Origin of the sequence: Pararobbsia alpina (genome assembly GCF_902859895.1) — a bacterium.
Lineage (GTDB): Bacteria > Pseudomonadota > Gammaproteobacteria > Burkholderiales > Burkholderiaceae > Pararobbsia > Pararobbsia alpina.
In genome coordinates, this window is the sequence record NZ_CADIKM010000001.1 from 82,245 (window position 1) to 102,160 (window position 19,916).

At 64.6% G+C, this 19,916-nt stretch carries 13 protein-coding genes; 6 read left to right on the forward strand and 7 right to left on the reverse strand.

Annotation, left to right across the window (positions count from 1 at the left end; translation table 11 throughout):
- Positions 1–24: 24 nt before the first annotated feature.
- Together HV670_RS00385 and HV670_RS00390 are read right to left on the reverse strand one after the other, a co-directional pair.
- Positions 25–2,004 (reverse strand): filamentous hemagglutinin N-terminal domain-containing protein, encoded by a 1,980-nt coding sequence (locus HV670_RS00385; protein ID WP_175102656.1) that lies wholly within the window; start codon positions 2,002–2,004, stop codon positions 25–27.
- 399 nt (positions 2,005–2,403) lie between these two features.
- Positions 2,404–3,162: a class I SAM-dependent methyltransferase gene (locus tag HV670_RS00390; RefSeq protein WP_175102657.1), complete on the reverse strand. Its 759-nt coding sequence runs from the start codon at positions 3,160–3,162 to the stop codon at positions 2,404–2,406.
- Positions 3,163–3,306: 144 nt separating this feature from the next.
- Here HV670_RS00390 and HV670_RS00395 point away from each other — a divergent pair, with 144 nt between their 5' ends.
- The 4 genes from HV670_RS00395 to argH all read left to right on the forward strand — a co-directional run bounded on the left by HV670_RS00395 (position 3,307) and on the right by argH (position 7,176).
- Positions 3,307–4,155 (forward strand): helix-turn-helix transcriptional regulator, encoded by an 849-nt coding sequence (locus HV670_RS00395; protein ID WP_425511370.1) that lies wholly within the window; start codon positions 3,307–3,309, stop codon positions 4,153–4,155.
- Positions 4,156–4,298: 143 nt separating this feature from the next.
- Positions 4,299–4,871, forward strand: coding sequence for an RNA polymerase sigma factor (locus HV670_RS00400; RefSeq protein ID WP_175102659.1), 573 nt, complete (start codon positions 4,299–4,301; stop codon positions 4,869–4,871).
- On the forward strand, positions 4,868–5,632 hold the full coding sequence (locus HV670_RS00405) for an anti-sigma factor (RefSeq protein WP_175102660.1): 765 nt from the start codon (positions 4,868–4,870) through the stop codon (positions 5,630–5,632). Before HV670_RS00400 ends, HV670_RS00405 begins: the two co-directional genes overlap by 4 nt.
- 137 nt (positions 5,633–5,769) lie before the next feature.
- Positions 5,770–7,176, forward strand: coding sequence for an argininosuccinate lyase (argH, locus tag HV670_RS00410; protein ID WP_175102661.1), 1,407 nt, complete (start codon positions 5,770–5,772; stop codon positions 7,174–7,176).
- A gap of 74 nt (positions 7,177–7,250) precedes the next feature.
- Here argH and HV670_RS00415 read toward each other — a convergent pair whose 3' ends face one another.
- The 4 genes from HV670_RS00415 to apbC all read right to left on the reverse strand — a co-directional run bounded on the left by HV670_RS00415 (position 7,251) and on the right by apbC (position 12,045).
- Entirely contained in the window at positions 7,251–9,524 is a 2,274-nt protein-coding gene (locus HV670_RS00415) for an arginine/lysine/ornithine decarboxylase (RefSeq protein WP_175102662.1), read from the reverse strand.
- A 187-nt stretch (positions 9,525–9,711) separates the two neighbouring features.
- Complete coding sequence (dcd, locus tag HV670_RS00420) at positions 9,712–10,281, reverse strand: dCTP deaminase (protein ID WP_175102663.1); 570 nt, start codon at positions 10,279–10,281, stop codon at positions 9,712–9,714.
- A gap of 127 nt (positions 10,282–10,408) precedes the next feature.
- On the reverse strand, positions 10,409–10,945 hold the full coding sequence (locus tag HV670_RS00425; protein ID WP_175102664.1) for a superoxide dismutase family protein: 537 nt from the start codon (positions 10,943–10,945) through the stop codon (positions 10,409–10,411).
- A gap of 11 nt (positions 10,946–10,956) precedes the next feature.
- Complete coding sequence (apbC, locus tag HV670_RS00430) at positions 10,957–12,045, reverse strand: iron-sulfur cluster carrier protein ApbC (protein ID WP_175102665.1); 1,089 nt, start codon at positions 12,043–12,045, stop codon at positions 10,957–10,959.
- A 280-nt stretch (positions 12,046–12,325) separates the two neighbouring features.
- Here apbC and HV670_RS00435 point away from each other — a divergent pair, with 280 nt between their 5' ends.
- Positions 12,326–12,967, forward strand: a complete 642-nt coding sequence (locus tag HV670_RS00435) for a YiaD family glycine zipper/OmpA-like lipoprotein (RefSeq protein ID WP_175102666.1) — start codon at positions 12,326–12,328, stop codon at positions 12,965–12,967.
- 441 nt (positions 12,968–13,408) lie between these two features.
- The gene (gene metG / locus HV670_RS00440; protein WP_175102667.1) at positions 13,409–15,559 is read left to right on the forward strand and encodes a methionine--tRNA ligase; all 2,151 of its coding nucleotides are present in this window, start codon (positions 13,409–13,411) and stop codon (positions 15,557–15,559) included.
- A gap of 49 nt (positions 15,560–15,608) precedes the next feature.
- On the opposite strand, the gene HV670_RS00445 is transcribed toward metG, so the two are convergent.
- Complete coding sequence (locus HV670_RS00445) at positions 15,609–19,907, reverse strand: translocation/assembly module TamB domain-containing protein (RefSeq protein WP_175102668.1); 4,299 nt, start codon at positions 19,905–19,907, stop codon at positions 15,609–15,611.
- Positions 19,908–19,916 lie beyond the last annotated feature (9 nt).

Consider the following 19,916-nt stretch of genomic DNA (forward strand, 5'->3'; position numbering starts at 1 on the left):
GAAAACGGGTAAGGGTTCTGGTCTCTAGCTGGGCGAGCCAGCGGTGACCGGCCAGGTGAGATGATTGACGTGACCCGCGGCCGAGGACGAAAACACGCCATGCAAAATCACGTCATGCCCGTGTTCAAAATCGCTCGCATCGTATGAACGGCGGCGCCTCTCGGGCAGCAGTTGTTCGCTGGCTATTCGTTGCTGCCTGAAGCTCTCGTCCACGCGCGCGATCGTCGTGCCGGGCGCGGTCCGGGGTAGTGTGAACAGACCGGCGTTTGCGGAGGACTGACGGGTTTTGGCAGTGATCGCGCCGACGTGCGTCAGATACTGAAGCAATGACGACAAGCCCGTGGGCAACCATTGAATCTGTGAAAAGTGCTGGATGAGCGTACTGGCAGATTCAGAAGCCGCAATCGCCGCCTGCATTCGCTCGTTCGGCATCGCGCTGGACGGCAGCACGCTGACGATCTCGGCCGGCGCCTTGGCCAAGTGACCAGCTTCACCCCTTCCCTGCGGCGGGATAGCGCCCTCGGCCCCACCGCCGGCAACTGGCGGGCCTTCTGCACCGGAGCCTGCGCCAACCATCGGTGATCCACTTGCTTCAGCACCTCCATCGGCCACCTGGGATCCGCCTGTGCCAACACCTCCGCTGGCTACCTGCGATTCGCCGCCTCCAGCATCTCCACCGATCGCCTGTGACCCGCCTGCTTCAACATCTCCAGCCGACACCTGTGATTCGTCTGTTCCAACACCTCCACCGGCCGCCGGTGACCCGCCTGCTTCAACACCTCCAGCCGACACCTGTGATTCGTCTGTTCCAACACCTCCACCGGCCGCCTGCACGCCGGCTTCAACACTTCCGCCACTCACCTGTGACCCGCCGGCCCCAGCACTTCCACCGGTCACCGGTGATCCGCCTGTTCCACCACCGCCGTCGGCTACCTGCGATTCACCTGCTCCAACACCTCCACCGGCCACCTGTGATCCGCCTGCTCCGACACCTCCACCGGTCACCTGCGATCCGCCTGTTCCAACACCTTCGCCGACCACATGGAGTCCGCCCGTTCCGTCACCCCCGGCTACCTGCGACCCGCCTGCATCGCCACTTCCATTGGCAGCAACTGAAGCAGGCGGCGGGCCGACTTTCGCCGAACTACCCGCCCTGATGACTAGCGCACCGCTCGAACTCAACGACCCTTCCATGTTCAAGCTGTCTGCGCTCACGATCTCGAGATCGCCGGCCGAACTCGCGAGCTTGCCCGCCACCCTGACGCCGATACCGTTCTCAGTACTGAGCAGCCGGATCTTGTTGGCATGGATACCACCGAGTGTGGCCACGTCGATCCCGTTCGGTTGACGCTTACCCTTCCCGATGAATATCATTTCCACTTCCTCCGCCCCATCGGCCCTTTCCTGCTTCGACAGATAGCGAATCCGATTCCCGCCGCTAATCACCCTCACGTCCATCGCGCGAAGCTCGCCATTGATCTTGACCTTGCGGCCGATCAGGTCGAGTTGTGCGAGATCGGGCGCGACGAGCCGTTCGATGTTGATCTCTCCTCGGGTCACGTTGAATGCATCCATCTCGATGTCCCCGCTGTCCACCCGGTGCCCCGTGGTCAGCACGACACGATCCGTCGAGATAAAGCCACAACCCGAGCAGACAATGCCGTTCGGATTGGCAATGACCACATCGGCACGCGCGCCCGCCACCTCGATCTTGCCGCTCAGGACGCTTGGCTGGCTGCCATTGACTTCACTGACGATGATCCGAGCGGCCTGCTCACCCAGCTTCGGATTCCGCGATATGTTGTAGGCGAGTTCGGTCCCCACGGGCCGGGTCGAATTGTTGAACACCACACCGCCCTCACCGACTCCGAAAGCCTCATAGGCATTGAAACTGACGCCCGCACTGGAAGGCGAGTTGATCGCAATCACCGGCACGCCGTTGCTTGCCTCGCTGATGGTCGGCCGACCACTAAACGTCGTGTCGGGGACGATCTGAGCATGCACCGTTGGCGCTCCGATCAAGCCCAACATCGCACTTGCCGCCAAACGGGCCGCCCGCAGGCCCAATGCAAAATTGTTCCGGCAACGTCTCATCCGGCAGTCCTCGCAAAAGTCAGGTGGATCAAGAAATCACGTCCGACTCTAGCGGGCAAAGGCTGCACAGAACCGCCCTTATCGCCAAATACGAATTGCCTGTATACCGCCAGGTATCACTCCCCCATCCCAAAATGAACAATGGTGGCGACCGGTAGGAATCGTGGAGTCCAGCTCGGCGAATCCATGATCGAATGAACTCAGACGCATCACTCTTCAAGAAAATGAAAAAGCCGGGACACGAAACGACGGCTCGTGTCCCGGCCTCCCGGAAAAGCGAATCTCAACAGTAATCGCAGCGCTAACAGATCATGCGTGCGCTTCGATCATCAGGGCATCGAGCTCGAACGAGCCGTCCGCCTGGACCTTGAAATAGGTCCTGACCTCGTCGGGCGCCACGGCCCATATCGCACGAATCGCCTCGACATTCAACGCAGGGGTGCGCATCCGCGCGACCCAGCCGGCGAACTCGATCGGCAGGCGCCAACGTTCGCGTACCGTCACCTGGGCAAACCCCGCCAGGGTGAAAAACGCGAGCCATTCGTCAGCCCGGTAGTCGCGAATGTGCGAGGCATCGCGCAACAGTTCGACCGACTGGATATGCGTGTCGTGCAGCGGATGATCGGCGCCCGCGATGTCGATGAACAGCACGCGGCCGCCGGGCTTCACCACGCGCCGGACTTCCGCGAGCGCGGCCGGCACATCGCGCCAGTGATGGGCACTCATGCGGCTGATCACCCAGTCGAAGCTCCCGGCTTCGAACGGCAGCGTCTCGGCGGGCCCGTGGCGCGTCGTGACGCTGGCGAGGCCGCGTTCGCGCGCGGCGGCGGCCACGACGTCGAGCATCGGTTGAGCGATGTCGTAGGCGACGACCTCGCGTGCATGCGGCGCAACCGCAAAGCTCGCATGCCCGGCGCCGCAGCCGAGATCGAGCACCCGCGCTGCCGGTGTCGCCGCAATTTCGGCGGCGAGTGTCTTCAGGTCGGCCCCGCTCGCATGGACCGCGCTCGTCAGATAGGCAGCGGCCGTCGCGCCGAACTGGTCGGCCACCAATGAATGATGTTCCATCGTGTTCTCCTTGTTGTGTGGGATCCGGCCTGGTGGGGTTTCGGCGGCCGTGTCCCGTTCCGCGGCTCGCCTGCCAGCGCAGGAAACGGTACGATAGGCTCGGCCGGCTACCGGTACAAGACAAGCATTTATCCTGTTATCAGAATTACCATGCCCACGCCGACCTCGTTCCCTGCGCCACGTGGCGCCCAAGAAGCCGACATCCTGCGCTCCCCCGCCCGCGAGCTCGGCGACTTCATTCGCGCGCACCGCGAGCGTCTGACGCCCGATGCCGCCGGTTTGCCGGCGGGCAACCGGCGCCGCACGCCGGGCCTGCGGCGCGAGGAAGTCGCCCAATTGTGTGGCGTAAGCCCGACCTGGTACACGTGGATCGAACAAGGCCGGCCCGTCTCCGCCTCGCCCGACGCGCTCGCGCGCATCGCCGTGGCCTTGCGGCTGACGCGCGCCGAACGGGCCTACCTGTTCGAACTGGCCGCCCTGCGCGATCCCGCCGAACCCGCGCCGGGCACGAGCGACGCGCCCGCGGCCCTGCTCGCGAGCATCGCCCTGCTCGATGCACCCGCCTACGTGCTCGACCGACAGTGGACCGCGCTTGCCTGGAACGGGCATGCGAGCGATCTGTTCGTTGGCTGGCTCGCCCCGGACGACGATCACAACTTGCTGCGCTATATGTTCACAAGCGAGGCGGCGCGGCGCCTCGTGGTCGGCTGGGAGACCCGTGCCCGGCGGCTGGTCGCCGAGTTTCGCGCCGATTCGAGCCGCCACCTGACCGACCAGCCGACGCGCGCGCTGATCGAGAATTTGCTCAAGGCGAGCGACGCGTTCGCGCTTTTCTGGCGTTCGCAGGACGTCGGCGAGCGCGAAGGCGGCCTGCGTGAGTTCGACCATCCCGTGCGCGGCCATCTCCGCTTCGACCAGATCACGCTGACGCCGGCCCTGCGCGAGGACCTCAAACTGGTCGCGCTGATTCCACGCACCGTACCGGAGGGATGAAGGCAAGACGGGCGGCTGGCCTCGAGCAGCCCTTCGCATGACGATCGAAACCCGTGCGGGGGACGCGCATGACCCACCATCCGCCGTTCCCGGCGAGTTCTTGGTTACTATTAGCCGAGCCAACTAATCCTCGACCTCAATCTATGCCTGCGACCCGCCTGGAACCCACGCCGGACACGCTTGCCGACCTGCTCGAACGCATTCAGGGTTCCGACCCGACAGCACTGCGCTCGCTCTATGAGCTGACTTCCTCGACACTGTTCGGCCTTGCGCTGCGTATCCTGGTCAAACGGGAATGGGCGGAAGACGTCTTGCAAGACAGCTACGTCAAAATCTGGCGACACGCCGGCGACTACCAGGCAAGCTTGTCGGCCCCGATGACGTGGCTCGCCGCGATCGTGCGCAACCGGGCGCTCGATCACTTGCGGCGGGTTCGCGCGAACGGCGAAGGCGAGTGGGACGAGACACCCGGCGAGATCCTGCCGTCCAATGAACTCGCCCCGCCCAGCGCGCTGGAAAACAGCCAGGAAGCACGGCAGCTCGCGCATTGCCTCGGGCGGCTCGAACCCGAGCAGCGCCAGGCAATCGTGCTCGCCTACCTGCGCGACCAGAGTCACAGCGAGATCTGCACGTCGCTGCGGGTCCCGCTCGGCACCGCGAAGTCGTGGACCCGCGGCGGCCTCGAAAAACTCAAGTCCTGCCTGGGGGCGCCATGAATCTGCACCAGCGTCCCGAGCTGCTCGACCGGCTCGCCGCCGAGTATGCGCTCGGCACCCTGCGAGGCCGCGCCAGACGCCGCCTCGATGCTCTCGCGATCGGCAACGACGCCGTGCGGCAGGCGATCAACAGCTGGCAGCGACGGCTCGACACGATGGCCGAACTCGGCCCGGCAATCGAACCGCCGGACTCGGTCTGGCTCGCGATCGAAGGCCGTCTCGGCCTCGCCTCGGAAACACGCGGCCGCCTGGAGCGCACGTCGCCGCGTCCGGTCTCGCCGGCCCGCCCCGGCGAACACTGGTGGGACACGCTCGGCTTCTGGCGCACGTTCTCGAGCGTGGCGCTCGCGGTCTCGATCATCTCGATCGCCTTCGCCCTGCATACCGTGAGGCCGTCCCTGCTGGCGGCTGCACCCGGCGAGCAGCGTGTCGCTTATGTTTCCGTGCTCCACGACGACCAGTCGAATTCGACCCTGCTCGTGACCTGGGACGACGCGCACAGCACGGTGACGCTGCGCCGGCTCAGCGATAGGGCTGCACCCGATGGCCACGACCTTGAGCTCTGGGGTATCCCCTCGGGCGGCGCGCCGGTCTCGCTCGGCGTCTTGCCAAAGAAAGGCCCGGCGGCCTTCAAGGTCGCGCACCGGCCGCAGAACTATGGCGTGCTCGTGGTCTCCGTCGAACCAGCGGGCGGCTCACAGACCCCGAACGGCCCGACCGGTCCGGTGATCTATACCGGCAAGCTGGTGCAGGCGAGCTGATGAGGGCCTGCCGGCGCGCGGCGCGCCGGTTGCCGGAGCCCGCATGGGTATAATTCGTCTACCCCGACGACAGGCGGGCGGCTTGCGCCGCCGGCCTGTCGCGCAAGCCCGCGCCCCGCGCCCTAACTTCATTCACGATGACGTCCCAACTTCACAAGAAAGGCGAAGCGTGGTCTGCCCGCTTCTCCGAGCCGATGTCCGAGCTCGTCAAACGCTATACCTCGTCGGTGTTCTTTGACAAACGGCTCGCCTTCGTCGATATCGAGGGCTCGCTCGCCCACGCCGACATGCTCGCCGCACAAAAGATCATCGGTACTGACGATCTCGCGATGATCCAGAAGGGCATGAAGCAGATTCGCGAGGAAATCGAGCGCGGCGAATTCGAATGGCAGCTCGATCTCGAAGACGTCCACCTGAACATCGAAGCGCGCCTGACCGCGCTGATCGGCGATGCGGGCAAGCGCCTGCATACAGGCCGTTCGCGCAACGACCAGGTCGCGACCGACATCCGCCTCTGGCTGCGCGGCGAGATCGATCGAATCGGCGTGCTGCTCGGCACGCTGCGCGGCGCTCTGCTCGACCTGGCCGACCAGCACGCGGAGACGATCCTGCCCGGCTTCACGCATTTGCAAGTCGCCCAGCCGGTCACGTTCGGCCATCACCTGCTCGCCTACTTCGAAATGTTCAGCCGCGACGCCGAACGCATGCTCGACGTGCGCAAGCGTGTGAACCGCCTGCCGCTCGGTGCGGCTGCCCTCGCGGGCACGAGCTATCCGATCGACCGCCTGCGGGTCGCGACGACGCTCGGCTTCGACGGTGTCTGCGCCAACTCGCTCGATGCCGTCTCCGACCGCGACTTCGCGATCGAATTCACGGCGGCTGCCGCACTCGTGATGACCCACGTCTCGCGGCTCTCCGAAGAGCTCGTGCTATGGATGAGCCCGCGCGTCGGTTTTATCGATCTCGCGGATCGCTTCTGCACCGGTTCGTCGATCATGCCGCAGAAGAAGAACCCCGATGTCGCCGAACTCGCGCGCGGCAAGACCGGCCGTGTAAACGGCCATCTCGTCGCCTTGCTGACGCTCATGAAAGGCCAGCCGCTCGCGTACAACAAGGACAACCAGGAAGACAAGGAACCGTTGTTCGATACGGTCGACACGGTGGCCGACACCCTGCGGATCTTCGCGGAAATGGTCGCGGGCATCACCGTCAAGGCCGATGCGATGCGTGCCGCGGCGCTCCAGGGTTTCGCGACCGCGACCGACCTGGCCGACTATCTGGTCAAGCGCGGGCTCGCGTTCCGCGACGCCCATGAAGCCGTCGCCCACGCCGTGCGGATCTGCGAGACGCGCGGCATCGATCTCGCCGATCTGTCGCTCGAGCAATTGCGCGCGGATTTGCCTTCGGCGGCCGCGCTGCTCGGCGACGATGTGTTCGGCTATCTGACGCTGGAAGGTTCGGTTGCAAGCCGCGACCATATCGGCGGCACCGCGCCGGTACGGGTCCGGGCGGCCATCGCCGAAGCGCGCAAGGCGCTCGGCTGAGGTCCGACTAAAGACCCGGCTCGCGCAGGGCTCGAAAACGGCTCGGCCCGGCTGAAGCCGGGCCGGTTCCAACCTTAGTCGCGCACACAATCCACGAAGTACTCGACCTTCCCGTCGACCATCTCCGCGACGAGCCCGTGGATATCCGTATGGAAACCCGGGAACCGTGCGTTGAATTCGCGCGCGAACTGCAAATAGCGCACGATGATCGGGTTGAACCGCTCGCCCGGAATCAACAGCGGAATGCCCGGCGGATAAGGCGTCAGCAGGATGCTCGTGACCCGACCCTCGAGCTCGTCGATCGGCACCCGGTCAATCTCGCGGTGCACGAGCTTCGCGTACGCCTCGGTTGGCTTCATGGCGGGCACCATGTCCGACAGGTACATCTCGGTCGTCACGCGCGCCACGTCGTTGGCCTTGTAGATGCTGTGGATCTGCGCGCAGAGGTCGCGCAGCCCGATGCGCTCGTAGGCCGGGTGCTGGGCGACGAACTCGGGCAGCACGCGCCAGAGCGGCTGGTTGGTGTCGTAGTCGTCCTTGAACTGCTGGAGCTCGGTCACCATGCTGTTCCAGCGGCCCTTCGTGATGCCGATCGTGAACATGATGAAGAACGAATAGAGACCGGTCTTCTCGACGATGATGCCGTGCTCGGCAAGGTATTTCGTCACGATCGCGGCGGGGATGCCGGTTTCACCGAACTCGCCGTCGATCTCGAGCCCCGGCGTGATGATCGTCGCCTTGATCGGGTCGAGCATGTTGAAGCCCTCGGCCAGATCGCCGAAACCGTGCCAGCGATCGCCCGGCTTGAGGATCCAGTCCTCGCGGTCGCCAATCCCTTCGTCGGCGAGATGCTCGGGACCCCAGACCTTGAACCACCAGTCTTCGCCGTACTCGGCATCGACCTTGCGCATCGCGCGGCGGAAATCGAGCGCCTCGGCGATCGACTCCTCGACCAGGGCCGTGCCCGCCGGCGCTTCCATCATCGCGGCCGCGACGTCGCAAGAAGCGATGATCGCGTATTGCGGGCTCGTCGAGGTATGCATCAAATACGCTTCGTTGAAACGATGCTTGTCGAAGTTGCCCCCCTCCGAGTCCTGCACGAGGATCTGCGAAGCCTGCGATATCCCCGCGAGCATCTTGTGCGTCGAGTGCGTCGCATACACAGTCGCGCCGGTCCGCGCACGGCCCGCGCCGATCGCATGCATGTCCTGATAGAACGAGTGGAATTCGGCATGCGGGAGCCAGGCTTCATCGAAGTGCAGCGTATCGAGCAGGTCCCCGAGCAGGTCCTTGATCATCTCGACGTTGTAGACAACGCCGTCATACGTGCTCTGCGTGATCGTCAGGATGCGTGGCTTGATCTTCGGGTTCTTCGCCAGCGCTTCGCGCGCGAAGGGGTTCGCCTCAATCTTGCGGCGGATGTTCTGCGGCTCGAATTCGCTGCGCGGGATCGGTCCGATGATGCCGAAGTGATTGCGCGTCGGCGACAGGAACACCGGGATCGAGCCGGTCATCGTGATCGCGTGCAGGATCGACTTGTGGCAGTTGCGGTCGACCAGCACGATATCGCCCGGCGCGACCGTCGCATGCCAGACGATCTTGTTCGACGTCGAGGTGCCGTTGGTCACGAAAAACAGGTGATCGGCGCTGAAGATGCGCGCGGCATTGCGTTCAGACGCGGCGACGGGCCCCGTATGGTCGAGCAACTGGCCGAGTTCGTCGACTGCATTGCAGACGTCGGCGCGCAGCATGTTCTCGCCGAAGAACTGATGGAACATCTGGCCGAGCGGGTTCTTCAGGAACGCGACGCCGCCCGAGTGGCCCGGGCAGTGCCATGAATACGAGCCGTCGGCCGCATAGTGGGTCAGCGCGCGAAAAAACGGCGGCGGCAGCGATTCGAGATAGTTGCGCGCCTCGCGGATGATGTGCCGCGCGACGAATTCCGGCGTGTCCTCGAACATGTGAATGAAGCCGTGCAGTTCGCGCAGGATGTCGTTCGGGATATGACGCGAGGTGCGTGTCTCGCCATACAGGAAGATCGGAATATCGGCATTGCGGCGCCGGACCTCGGTGACGAATGCGCGCAGGGCGACGATCGCGAGCGCCAGTTCACCGTCATCGTTGCCATTGTCAGCCGTGATGAACTCGTCATCGTCGATCGACAGGATGAAGCACGACGCCCGGCTCGCCTGCTGGGCGAACGAGGTCAGGTCGCCGTAGCTCGTGAGGCCGAGCACTTCCATGCCCTCGCCTTCGATCGCCTCGGCTAGCGCACGGATGCCGGAGCCCGAAATATTCTCCGAGCGGAAGTCTTCGTCAATGATGACGACCGGAAAGCGAAACTTCATGAGCGCTGCTCCAAAAAACGATGGCCCGGCGAGCGGGCCTGATTCCTACTTCAATTCAACTTCGTCGCGAATCCGGGCCGAACCTGACCCCTAACCGCGTGCGGTGCGCGCGAGGCGCGCCCGATGCCCGCGAAGCCGTACCGCACGAGCGCAAGCACCGTACCAGACCCGCATGAACGCTATGTGTTCACGCCTTGGGCAAGGTCACGCCTTGCTGGCCCTGGTATTTGCCGCCGCGGTCGGCGTACGAGACCTCGCACACTTCATCGCTTTCGAAGAACAGCACCTGCGCGACGCCCTCGTTCGCGTAGATCTTGGCGGGCAGCGGCGTCGTGTTCGAGAACTCGAGCGTCACATAGCCTTCCCACTCGGGCTCGAACGGCGTCACGTTGACGATGATGCCGCAGCGCGCATAAGTCGACTTGCCGAGGCAGACGGTCAGCACATTGCGCGGGATCTTGAAATACTCGACCGTACGCGCGAGCGCGAACGAATTGGGCGGGATGATGCAGACATCGCCCTTGAAATCGACAAACGACTTCTCGTCGAAGTTCTTCGGATCGACGATCGTCGAGTTGATATTGGTGAAGATCTTGAAGTCGTCGGCACAGCGGATGTCGTAGCCGTAGCTCGACGTGCCGTAGCTGACAAGCTTGCGGCCGTCGACCGACGTACGGACCTGACCCGGCTCGAACGGCGAGATCATGTCGTGCGTTTCGGCCATACGCCGAATCCACTTGTCGGATTTGATGGTCATGTAGCAATCGCGGGAAGAAAAGGAGAGGCAAGACCGGCGTGCCCGAACAGGCGGCCGTCGGGGAAAAGTCGCGCCATTTTACTTGATCGCGCGGCCAGTACCCCAGACGGACTGCATCGGCCCGGCGCTAGCGTTCGATCACACCGCACGCGAGGCGCGGCCCGTCGGAAAAATTCGGCACCATCGTGTAGGGATCGTCGGGATCCCGATGCACGACGAGGATACGGCCGATCACCGAGCGCACCCCGTCGAGGGAGAGATCCGGGATCACGAAGAAGCCCGCCGCCACGCCGTTCGAATCGGCATGGATGTCCGGCAGGTCGCCTTCGGCATGCACGAGATTGCGCCCCGCGCCGACCGGCGCCGGCAGGGGATTGAAAATCGGCCCGAGCCCCGCCGGCCCCGCCGCGATGCAGTCGCCACGCTCATGGATATGCAGGCCGTGATCCGAGTCGGGCGGCAGGCCCTGCAGGTTGTAGGTCACCTGGACCCCATCCGGATTGTCCACGAAGGTCACGATCCCGCGCGTGTTCGTCCCGGGCGCGGGGTGCAACACCGCTTCCGCGCGCCGCGGATGGTCGGCGAACATTGAACAACCCGCGAAGCTGGCAAACAGCGGGCAACAGCCAATGAGGATGATCAGCGGAAGGGAGCGGGGCTTCATGCAGTTCTTGTCTAGGTGTTTTGCACGACGATCGAGGGGAACTTCGAACTCATGTCACGCGACTTTTCCGCGATGGTGATCGCAATCTTGCGCGCAATATCGCGATAGATCTCCGCGACCGGTCCGTCCGGGTCCGCGATGACGGTCGGGCGGCCCGAATCGGCCTGCTCGCGGATGCCCATCGACAGCGGCAGGCTGCCGAGCAGCGTCACGCCATAGTCGGCGCACATCGCCACGCCGCCGCCCGAGCCGAAGATATGTTCGACATGACCGCAGTTCGAACAGATGTGCACGCTCATGTTCTCGACGATACCCAGGATGGGGATATCGACTTTCTCGAACATCTTGAGACCCTTGCGCGCGTCGAGCAAGGCAATGTCCTGCGGAGTCGTGACGATCACCGCGCCGGTCACCGGAACCTTCTGCGCGAGCGTGAGCTGGATATCGCCGGTACCGGGCGGCATGTCGACGATCAGATAGTCGAGATCTCGCCAGTTCGTCTGCCGCAGCAACTGGTCGAGCGCCGAGGTGACCATCGGACCGCGCCAGACCATCGGGTTGTCTTTCTCGATCAGAAAGCCGATCGAGTTGACCTGCACGCCGTGTGCGACGAGTGGCTCCATGGTCTGGCCGTCGGTCGATTCGGGCCGGCCGTCGACGCCGAGCATGGTCGGCTGCGACGGACCGTAGATATCCGCGTCGAGCACGCCCACGTTCGCGCCCTCGGCCGCGAGCGCCAGCGCGATATTCGCGGCGGTCGTGCTCTTGCCCACACCGCCCTTGCCCGAGGCGATCGCGACGATGTTCTTGACGTTGGGCAGCAGCTTGACACCGCGTTGTACCGCATGGGCCACGATGTCCTGCGAGACGCGAACCGTCGCGCCGGCCACACCCGGCAGCGCGGTCAACGCATGTTCGACCGAGGCGCGCAGCGCATCGTGCTGGCTCTTCGACGGATAACCGAGCACGATATCGACGTGCACGTGCGCGCCATTGATCGTGACGTTTTTGAGGGTCTTGCTCGCAACGAGATCGCGGCCCGTATTCGGGTCGATCACGCCCGCGAGCGCGGTGTCGATGCTTTGTCTGTCAATCGTCATGAATATAGAACTCCCGGGCGTCGCCGGCTCTCGAAATTGCAAAAAGTTGTTGCGGCGGTTGCTTCGCAGTTCGCCGCACGGCACGCTTCTCGGACTCCACTCAGGACCCGCGTCGAGCGAGCGGCACACCAAGCATGCGGGAACGGACGAGAACAAGCGAGCGGCGCCTGCACCTGTCCCCCATTGTAGCGTTTCGCGGCGCTGTCTCGTGCCTGCCGCGGCGGGCATGGCGCCGTTCCCGCAGCATCTTGTATTTGAACAGGCAATCTGGAGCAATACGATGCAAACAAAACTGATGACCCAATTATCCGTCCTCGCGATTGCCGGCGCGCTGCTCGCAGGCTGCGCCACCGAGCAGGGCACCAACACGGCGGTCGGCACGGGGATCGGCGCCGCGGCCGGCGCCGGAATCGGCGCACTGCTCGGCGGCGGCAAGGGAGCCGCAATCGGCGCCGGCGTGGGCGCCGCGGGCGGCGCGATCACGGGCTACAACTGGCAAGGCATCAAGAGCAAGCTCGGCGGCGCCACACAGGGCACCGGCACGCAGATCACCGAGCAGCAGGACGGCTCGCTGAAGGTCAATATTCCGAACTCGATCTCGTTCGACACGAACAGCTATCTGATCAAACCGACATTCGCACCCGTGCTCGACCAGGTGGCGCAGACGCTCAATGAGCACCCCGAACTCAATGCCGAGATCGACGGCCACACCGACAGCACCGGCTCGCCACAATACAACCAGACCTTGTCTCAAAATCGCGCGCAAAGCGTGGTCAATTTCCTGATCGGGCGCAGCGTCAATCAGACGCGGCTCAACGCGATCGGCCGGGGCCAGAGCCAGCCGATCGCGGACAATGCGACCGAAGCGGGACGCGCTCAGAACCGCCGTGTCGAAATTTACCTCCGGCCAGTGCAGCGTTGAGCGAAACCCCGTGCAAGGGCTCGCGGGGAGGTTGCGCGAGGGCTGTGCGGAGATCCGCGAAACGCGCCAGCGATCATTGTGCGTCTCAGGACGGGTTCGCTGAAAACATTTCGAAATTCTGCGAACTCGGCCGGTGCATTGCTGTCTCTACATACGGTACGCGCTTGGTGACCTAGGCGCGGCACCATTCTCCTCTTGTCGTTGTTGCTCCGGGGCTCACCGCCCCGGTTTTTTTGCCTGCGTTTTGGCATTCCTGGGCGCACGTGCCGTGGCATGCACCGCACGACGCCCTTGTGCGCCCTCGCTTGCATTGGCTGACAACGCCGCCACATAGAGCAGACTGCTTCCCCGCACTGCTAAAATCGCTTTCTTGGTGCCAGTTCCATGGCGCCTCTATCCCGCGTCACCGCAAGTTCAACCATCGCAGACCTGCCACGCCCTATGCCCTCCACAGCCCCGCGCCGCATCCTCGTCACGTCCGCCCTACCCTACGCGAATGGGCAAATCCATATCGGCCATCTGGTCGAATATATCCAGACCGATGTCTGGGTGCGGGCGCTGCGCATGCACGGGCATGAAGTCCACTACGTCGGCGCCGACGACACCCACGGCACGCCGATCATGCTACGTGCGGAGAAGGAAGGCATTACCCCGCGCCAGCTGATCGAGCGCGTCTGGCAGGAACACAAGCGTGATTTCGACTCGTTCGGGATCTCGTTCGACAACTACTATTCAACCGATTCGGACGAGAACCGCGTGCTCTCCGAACAGTTCTATCTCGCGCTCAAGCAAGCCGGCCTGATCGTCGAACGTGACGTCGAGCAGGCTTACGATCCTGTGCGCGAAATGTTCCTCCCCGACCGGTTCGTCAAGGGCGAGTGCCCGAAATGCGGTGCCAAGGACCAATACGGCGACTCATGCGAGGTGTGCGGCTCGACCTATGCGCCGACCGACCTCATCAACCCGTATTCGGTCGTCTCGGGCGCGACGCCCGTGCGGCGCACGTCGACTCACCATTTCTTCAAGCTGTCCGACCCGCGCTGCGAGGCTTTCCTGCGCGACTGGGTGGCGAAGCTCGCCCAACCCGAGGCGACCAACAAGATGCGCGAATGGCTCGGCGATGCGGGCGATGCACAGCTCTCCGACTGGGACATCTCGCGCGACGCGCCCTATTTCGGCTTCGAGATTCCCGGCGCGCCCGGCAAATATTTCTACGTCTGGCTCGATGCGCCGGTCGGCTACTACGCGAGTTTCAAGAACCTCTGCGACACGCGCGGGCTCGACTTCGAAGAGTGGGTCCGACCGGGTTCGGACACCGAGCAATACCACTTCATCGGCAAGGACATTCTGTATTTCCATACACTGTTCTGGCCGGCGATGCTCGAGTTCTCCGGCCATCGCACGCCGACCAATGTGTTCGCCCACGGCTTCCTGACCGTCGACGGCCAGAAGATGTCGAAGTCGCGCGGGACGTTCATTACCGCGCAAAGCTTTATCGACACCGGACTGAATCCCGAGTGGCTGCGCTACTACTTCGCCGCGAAGCTCAATGGCTCGATGGAGGACATCGATCTGAACTTCGGCGACTTCATTGCGCGCGTGAACAGCGACCTGGTTGGCAAGTACGTCAATATCGCGAGCCGGGCGGCGGGCTTTCTCGTCAAGCGCTTCGAGGGCCGGATCGACGACGCGGCCATGGCGCATCCGTTGCTCGTCCAGTTGCGCCAAGCCGCGCCGGTGGTGGCCGGTCTCTACGAACAGCGCGACTACAGCAAGGCGTTGCGCCAGACGATGGAACTCGCTGACGTAGTCAACAGCTATGTCGATACGGTCAAGCCGTGGGAACTCGCGAAGGACCCGGCACGTGGCGCGGCCCTGCATGAAGCCTGCAGCGTGTCGCTCGAAGCATTCCGGCTGCTGACGCTGATGCTCAAGCCTGTGCTGCCCTCGCTCGCCGCTTCGGTCGAGCGCTTCCTCGCGATCGCACCGCTCAAATGGTCGGACGCGACGACGGCGCTGTCGTCGCGGCAACCGGTCAATGCATACCAGCACCTGATGACGCGGGTTGATCTGAAGCAAGTCGAGGCGCTGGTCGCCGCCAACCGAGAGTCGCTCCAGGCGACGCCGGGGACGAGTGAAGCGGGTGGCGAAAATGCGACCGGTGCGGCCAAGAGCGCCGGAGCCGACAAGGCGGCCAAAGCGGGCAAAGCCGCCAAGACCGCCGGCGCGGCCGGCTCGGGCGACGAGGGCGATGTAACGATCTCGATTGACGATTTTTCGAAAATCGACCTGCGCATTGCCCTGATCGTCGATTGCAAGGCCGTCGAAGGCTCGGACAAGCTGCTCCAGCTCACGCTCGACGTCGGCGAAGAGAAGACCCGCAACGTCTTCTCGGGGATCAAGTCGGCCTACCAGCCCGAACAGCTGGTCGGCAAACTGACCGTGGTGGTCGCCAACCTCGCGCCGCGCAAGATGAAGTTCGGCATTTCCGAGGGAATGGTGCTGTCCGCCGCAGGCGATGAGAAGGTGCAGCCAGGCCTCTATCTGCTGGAGCCGCACAACGGCGCGAAGCCCGGCATGAGAATCCGCTGAGAAACGCGCCGGACATTTGCGGGCGCCGGGGTCAATCCCCGGCCACCGCTCAGTCAAAGCGCCGGTTGAACGTCACGTCCACGCCGTTCAGGGTCCCGCTGTGGACCGCGAGCGACCAGTTGCGCGACAGGGTCCAGGTGACCTTGAACAGATTCTGCGCGGTCTGGAGCCCTTGCTCATAGCCGAACGTAAAACGCTCGTTGATGGCCTTGGCGATCTGCACGACCTGCGGATCGGTCAGGCCATTTTCGCTCTGGCCGATCGAGAATTCGTCGAGGCCAAATGTTTGCGCGATACGCTTGCCGCCCACTCCGCCCAGCAAGCCAAGCGCGGACGACATCGTGTTCTGCTGGCCGAGATTATTGCCCGTATCGGTGCCATGGCCGAACAGCAGCCATGACAGCTTCTCGGAATCCGGAAGATCGGGTACCGAGACGAGTTTCGCGATCGGTGAGCGCAATGTGCCGGTCACCTGCACGCCGGCCTCGTATTCCTGATTGCGCCGCATCGCACGAATATTGATCCCCGGATTGTCGACCGGTCCGTTGAAGGTGAAGTAGCCGTTCTCGATATCGAGCTTGCGTCCGAACGCCTCATAGGTCGAGCCTGGTTCGACGCGGATATTGCCTTCGCCGTGCAAAGGCTGGTTCGGCGCGCTGATCAGGTTCAGCGTGCCGCGCAGCGAAAGGTTTGCACCACTGCCCTTGAAACGGAAATCGCGGCCGAGGTCGATCGCGATGTTCGCGCGCGGAGCGAACGGCCCGATCGATTCATGGCCGCCGGGGACGGTCTCGGTTTCGGCCTGCACGAGTTCGCCGTCGGTGCGTACGATCTTCACATCGTCGCCGAGGCTCGGCGCCGCACTTTCGGGCATATCGAACAAAGCATGATCCACGGTGAACTTGCCGTTGATCGCAAGCCCCCCGGCCGGCCCCGAATGCTTGAGCTCGGCACTGCCCGACAGCGACAGTTGACGCTCCGGCGAGGCAAAAAGCTGGAGCTTGTCGGCGACGATCTGTGCTGAAATCTCGGGGTCGTCGCGATCGAGCTGAATCTGCCCCGTGGCCTTGAGCAGGCCGTCGGCACCATGGAACTCAACCTGGCGCAGTTCGACGCGGTTCTCGTCGAGTGCGATCCGGACGACGCCGTTCTTCAGCGTGATGCCCTGGTCGACCATCGTGGCTGCGAGATCGTCGCCGGTCAGCGTGCCGGTGAGCTTCGGCCTGCCCAGCAGACCACCGACGGTGAGCTGCAGCGCGGCACGGCCGGCAACGATATAGGCCGGGCCGAGCAGTTCGCCAGTCGTCTTGAGCGCCGGCACGTCGGCCGATATCTTGCCGCTGACGGGGGCTTCGGTGGAGATCGTGAGCATGCCGTCGCGCGCGACGAGTCCCGTCGAGAGATCCGCATTCGCGGAGCCGAGGCGGCTTGCATCCGCGCCGGCGCTCAGACGCGCGCGATTGCCGTTCTCGAAATCGACGCGCGCCTCGAGCCGCTTGAGCCCGAGCGGGACGAGTCCACGACCCGCGTCGATCTGGAGGTCGCCGCTGCGCCGCTTGATCTGCACATATCCCGAAGCGGTATTGGACAAGGTGAAATCCCAGGCGCCGTCGAACACGAGATCGGTCTTGAGTGTCGGCGGCGGTGCACCCGTGAGCCGAGCTTCGAGCGCGAGCGAGCGGGCGAGCCCGACATCGGTCAGCGAACCGCTCGAACTGATCCGGCCGTGGTCGAACTCGAAGCCCCGCAACGCGAGCACCGCCGTGTCAACGGACAACTGGGCGGCCCCGAGCGATACCTTCTGGTCCGCCACGGCGATCTGCACGGGCGAGCGCAAGGCGATCGCCAAGGCACCCCGGTTTTCGAGTTTCGAGACCGTGCCGCTCCAGGCCATGCCGGCTCGAGTCTCGCTTAGCGCGCCGCGCCCCGCAAGCGTCACGTCGAGCGGTCGGCCCTCGACCTTGCCCACCGCGCTTGCATCGAACTGGTGAGCGGCACGCGTGCCACTCAGGTGTGCGGATACCGCGGCGAGATCGACACCCGGGACCGCGACCTCCTTTGCATCGAGGCTGAAGGTCATCGCTCCCTGCGCGCCGTCACGCAGTTCGGCACGCCCCTGGGCGTGGCCAACGCGGTTCTCGCCGAACACGACATGATCGGCTTCGTAGCTCGCGACCGCGTTCGGATGGGCGAGCGTGCCCGTGAGATCGCCGTCGAGCTTGAGCACACCGGCCACGCCGAAGCCCAGCCCCTCGAGCACGGGGGCGTCGACGTGCACCTGCAGGCGGTCGCGCGGCGTGCCGAAGCTGCCCTTTGCATCGACCTGATTGCCAGCGACCGACAGTTGGACCGAACTCGGCAGCAGGCGCGAACCGGCCAGCTGGATCGTGCCTTCGCCCGTCATCGGCAAGTCTGCATAAACGGCGTCGTGCAGCGTAAAGCGGGCCTTGACCGAGCGCTGCGGCGCAAGTGCGCCGTCCGCGCTCAACGTGCCGGTGATCCGGACGTCATGCACATCGCCGCCGACGGCTGCGTCTTTGCTTTGGGTACCGGACGCAGGCGGCCGCGTGCTCGCGTTGGGGGGGGTGCTTGTGCTCGCATGCTTGGTCGAGGAGACCGGTGCGGGGGCATGCGGCGCCTTGGTGGGCGCTTTGCTGGCCGATTCGGCGGCCAGCAACGGGAAAGGGTTGAAATCCGTGAGGGTCCCCTTCACCGTAAACGCAGACGCAAGGTCGTGCTTGAGCACCCCCGATGCGTCGACACGGCCTTTACCCAGCTGGAGTTTCAAGGACTCGATCCGCGTCTGCGCCGGTGTCAGATTGACTGCGGCCTGCGCTCGCAGGGCCAGCGCCGGGTCGGCGAGCTGGGCGTCGATGTGCTGGCTGCCGTCTTGCAGCACGATGCGCACGGGGCCGCTCACATGCGTCGTGCGGACAGCCGGCGTCAGCGTGCGCAGATCGAAGTTTGCGACCTTAAGGTCGAACTGGCCGAGGCCGTCCTTGAGGCGGCCGCTGCCCGTCACGGTCGCATCCTTGACCACCCGGATCTGCAAACCGTCGATCGCCTGCTCGCGTTCATTGAGGTTAACGTTTGCCCGTGCGTCGATCAGTGGCACCTTGCCTTCGTCGAGCCGGCCCGGTATCGCGTTGACGATCGAGGCGGTCCCCGCGACCACGAGCGCACTGCTGCCCGACGGGGCCGGCACGGGATGGACCTCGGCCTGCACGAGCAAGTCGGCCTGGGGGGCGCCGGCGCTGAAGCTGCGCGGATCGACATGCTCGAACCGAAGCGCGAGCGTCTTGAGCGGGACCTCGCCGAACGGCATCGCTACAACCTGCGCATGGCCCGTGAGTTTCATGCCGGTCGCGTCGACATCGGCATTCAATTGTTCAAGCGAGCCACCCAGGCGGGCGCCGAGTCGCACCGCCTGGTCGGCCACCTGCCCCGAGAAACCCGCATCGCCCTTCAGGGCGAACGGCCGCACGCCATCGAGCGCGAGCGCCGCGTTCACATCGCCGAAAGGCGTGGTGAGCCGGTCGAGTCCCAGCTCGTGATGACGACCGTCCGTACTGCCATGCAGTGCGAGCCGCGAGAATTCGGTCGTCGACGCGCCATCGTGAATCAGGATCTGCGCGACGCGCACATCGCCGATGACGAGTTGCAAGGGCAAACGCAGATCCTTGGGCAAGGTGAGCTTGCTGCTCGGCGTCGTGGACGCGGCGAGGCGCACGTCGACGGTTTGTGCGTGAATGAAATCGATGGTGAATTTCAACGGCGTGCTCTGGAGCCGCCATTGCCCTTCGACATGGTCGATCCGGATATCGGTGCCGGCGTCGTGCCAGCGCAGGTTCGTGAAACGCACGCCGGTCGCGAGTTCGCCGCCGTCGAGCGTTCCCGAGAGCCGCCCCCCGAGCAGTTCGACCGCTGCCTGCCAGACGTAGCGCGTGCCGCTCTCGGTCTGGAGCGCCGCGAACAGGCCGCCGAGCGCGATCGCAATCAATGCGGCAAGCGCGACGAGCGGCCAGACGGCCGCGCGCAGCCAGCGGCTCCGGCGGCGGCGTCGGGCGCGGCGCAACGCTTCTGCGGCTTCGGCTGTCTTGTCGCCGCCGCCATTGCCGCCATCACTACCGCTGCCGCTGGGGCCCCCGCCACCGCCACCGCTACCGCTACCGCTACCGCTACCGCCACCGCTACCGCTACCGCCACCGTCGCCAACGCCACCACCACCGTCGCCACCACCACCACCGCCGTCGTCACCACCACCACCGCTACCAACGCCAACGCCACGGCCACCGCCGCGACCGGCGTCGTTTGCCTGCTCGTCTTCCGAAAGGGGCTCGTGGTTCATCAGTTCACT

Excerpts from the sequence above, each read along its gene's own strand:
- HV670_RS00390 (WP_175102657.1), bottom strand. The coding sequence starts at position 3,162 with ATGGAACATCATTCATTGGTGGCCGACCAGTTCGGCGCGACGGCCGCT.
- HV670_RS00400 (WP_175102659.1), top strand. The coding sequence starts at position 4,299 with ATGCCTGCGACCCGCCTGGAACCCACGCCGGACACGCTTGCCGACCTG.
- HV670_RS00405 (WP_175102660.1), top strand. The coding sequence starts at position 4,868 with ATGAATCTGCACCAGCGTCCCGAGCTGCTCGACCGGCTCGCCGCCGAG.
- argH (WP_175102661.1), top strand. The coding sequence starts at position 5,770 with ATGACGTCCCAACTTCACAAGAAAGGCGAAGCGTGGTCTGCCCGCTTC.
- HV670_RS00415 (WP_175102662.1), bottom strand. The coding sequence starts at position 9,524 with ATGAAGTTTCGCTTTCCGGTCGTCATCATTGACGAAGACTTCCGCTCG.
- dcd (WP_175102663.1), bottom strand. The coding sequence starts at position 10,281 with ATGACCATCAAATCCGACAAGTGGATTCGGCGTATGGCCGAAACGCAC.
- HV670_RS00425 (WP_175102664.1), bottom strand. The coding sequence starts at position 10,945 with ATGAAGCCCCGCTCCCTTCCGCTGATCATCCTCATTGGCTGTTGCCCG.
- apbC (WP_175102665.1), bottom strand. The coding sequence starts at position 12,045 with ATGACGATTGACAGACAAAGCATCGACACCGCGCTCGCGGGCGTGATC.
- HV670_RS00435 (WP_175102666.1), top strand. The coding sequence starts at position 12,326 with ATGCAAACAAAACTGATGACCCAATTATCCGTCCTCGCGATTGCCGGC.
- metG (WP_175102667.1), top strand. The coding sequence starts at position 13,409 with ATGCCCTCCACAGCCCCGCGCCGCATCCTCGTCACGTCCGCCCTACCC.
- HV670_RS00445 (WP_175102668.1), bottom strand. The coding sequence starts at position 19,907 with ATGAACCACGAGCCCCTTTCGGAAGACGAGCAGGCAAACGACGCCGGT.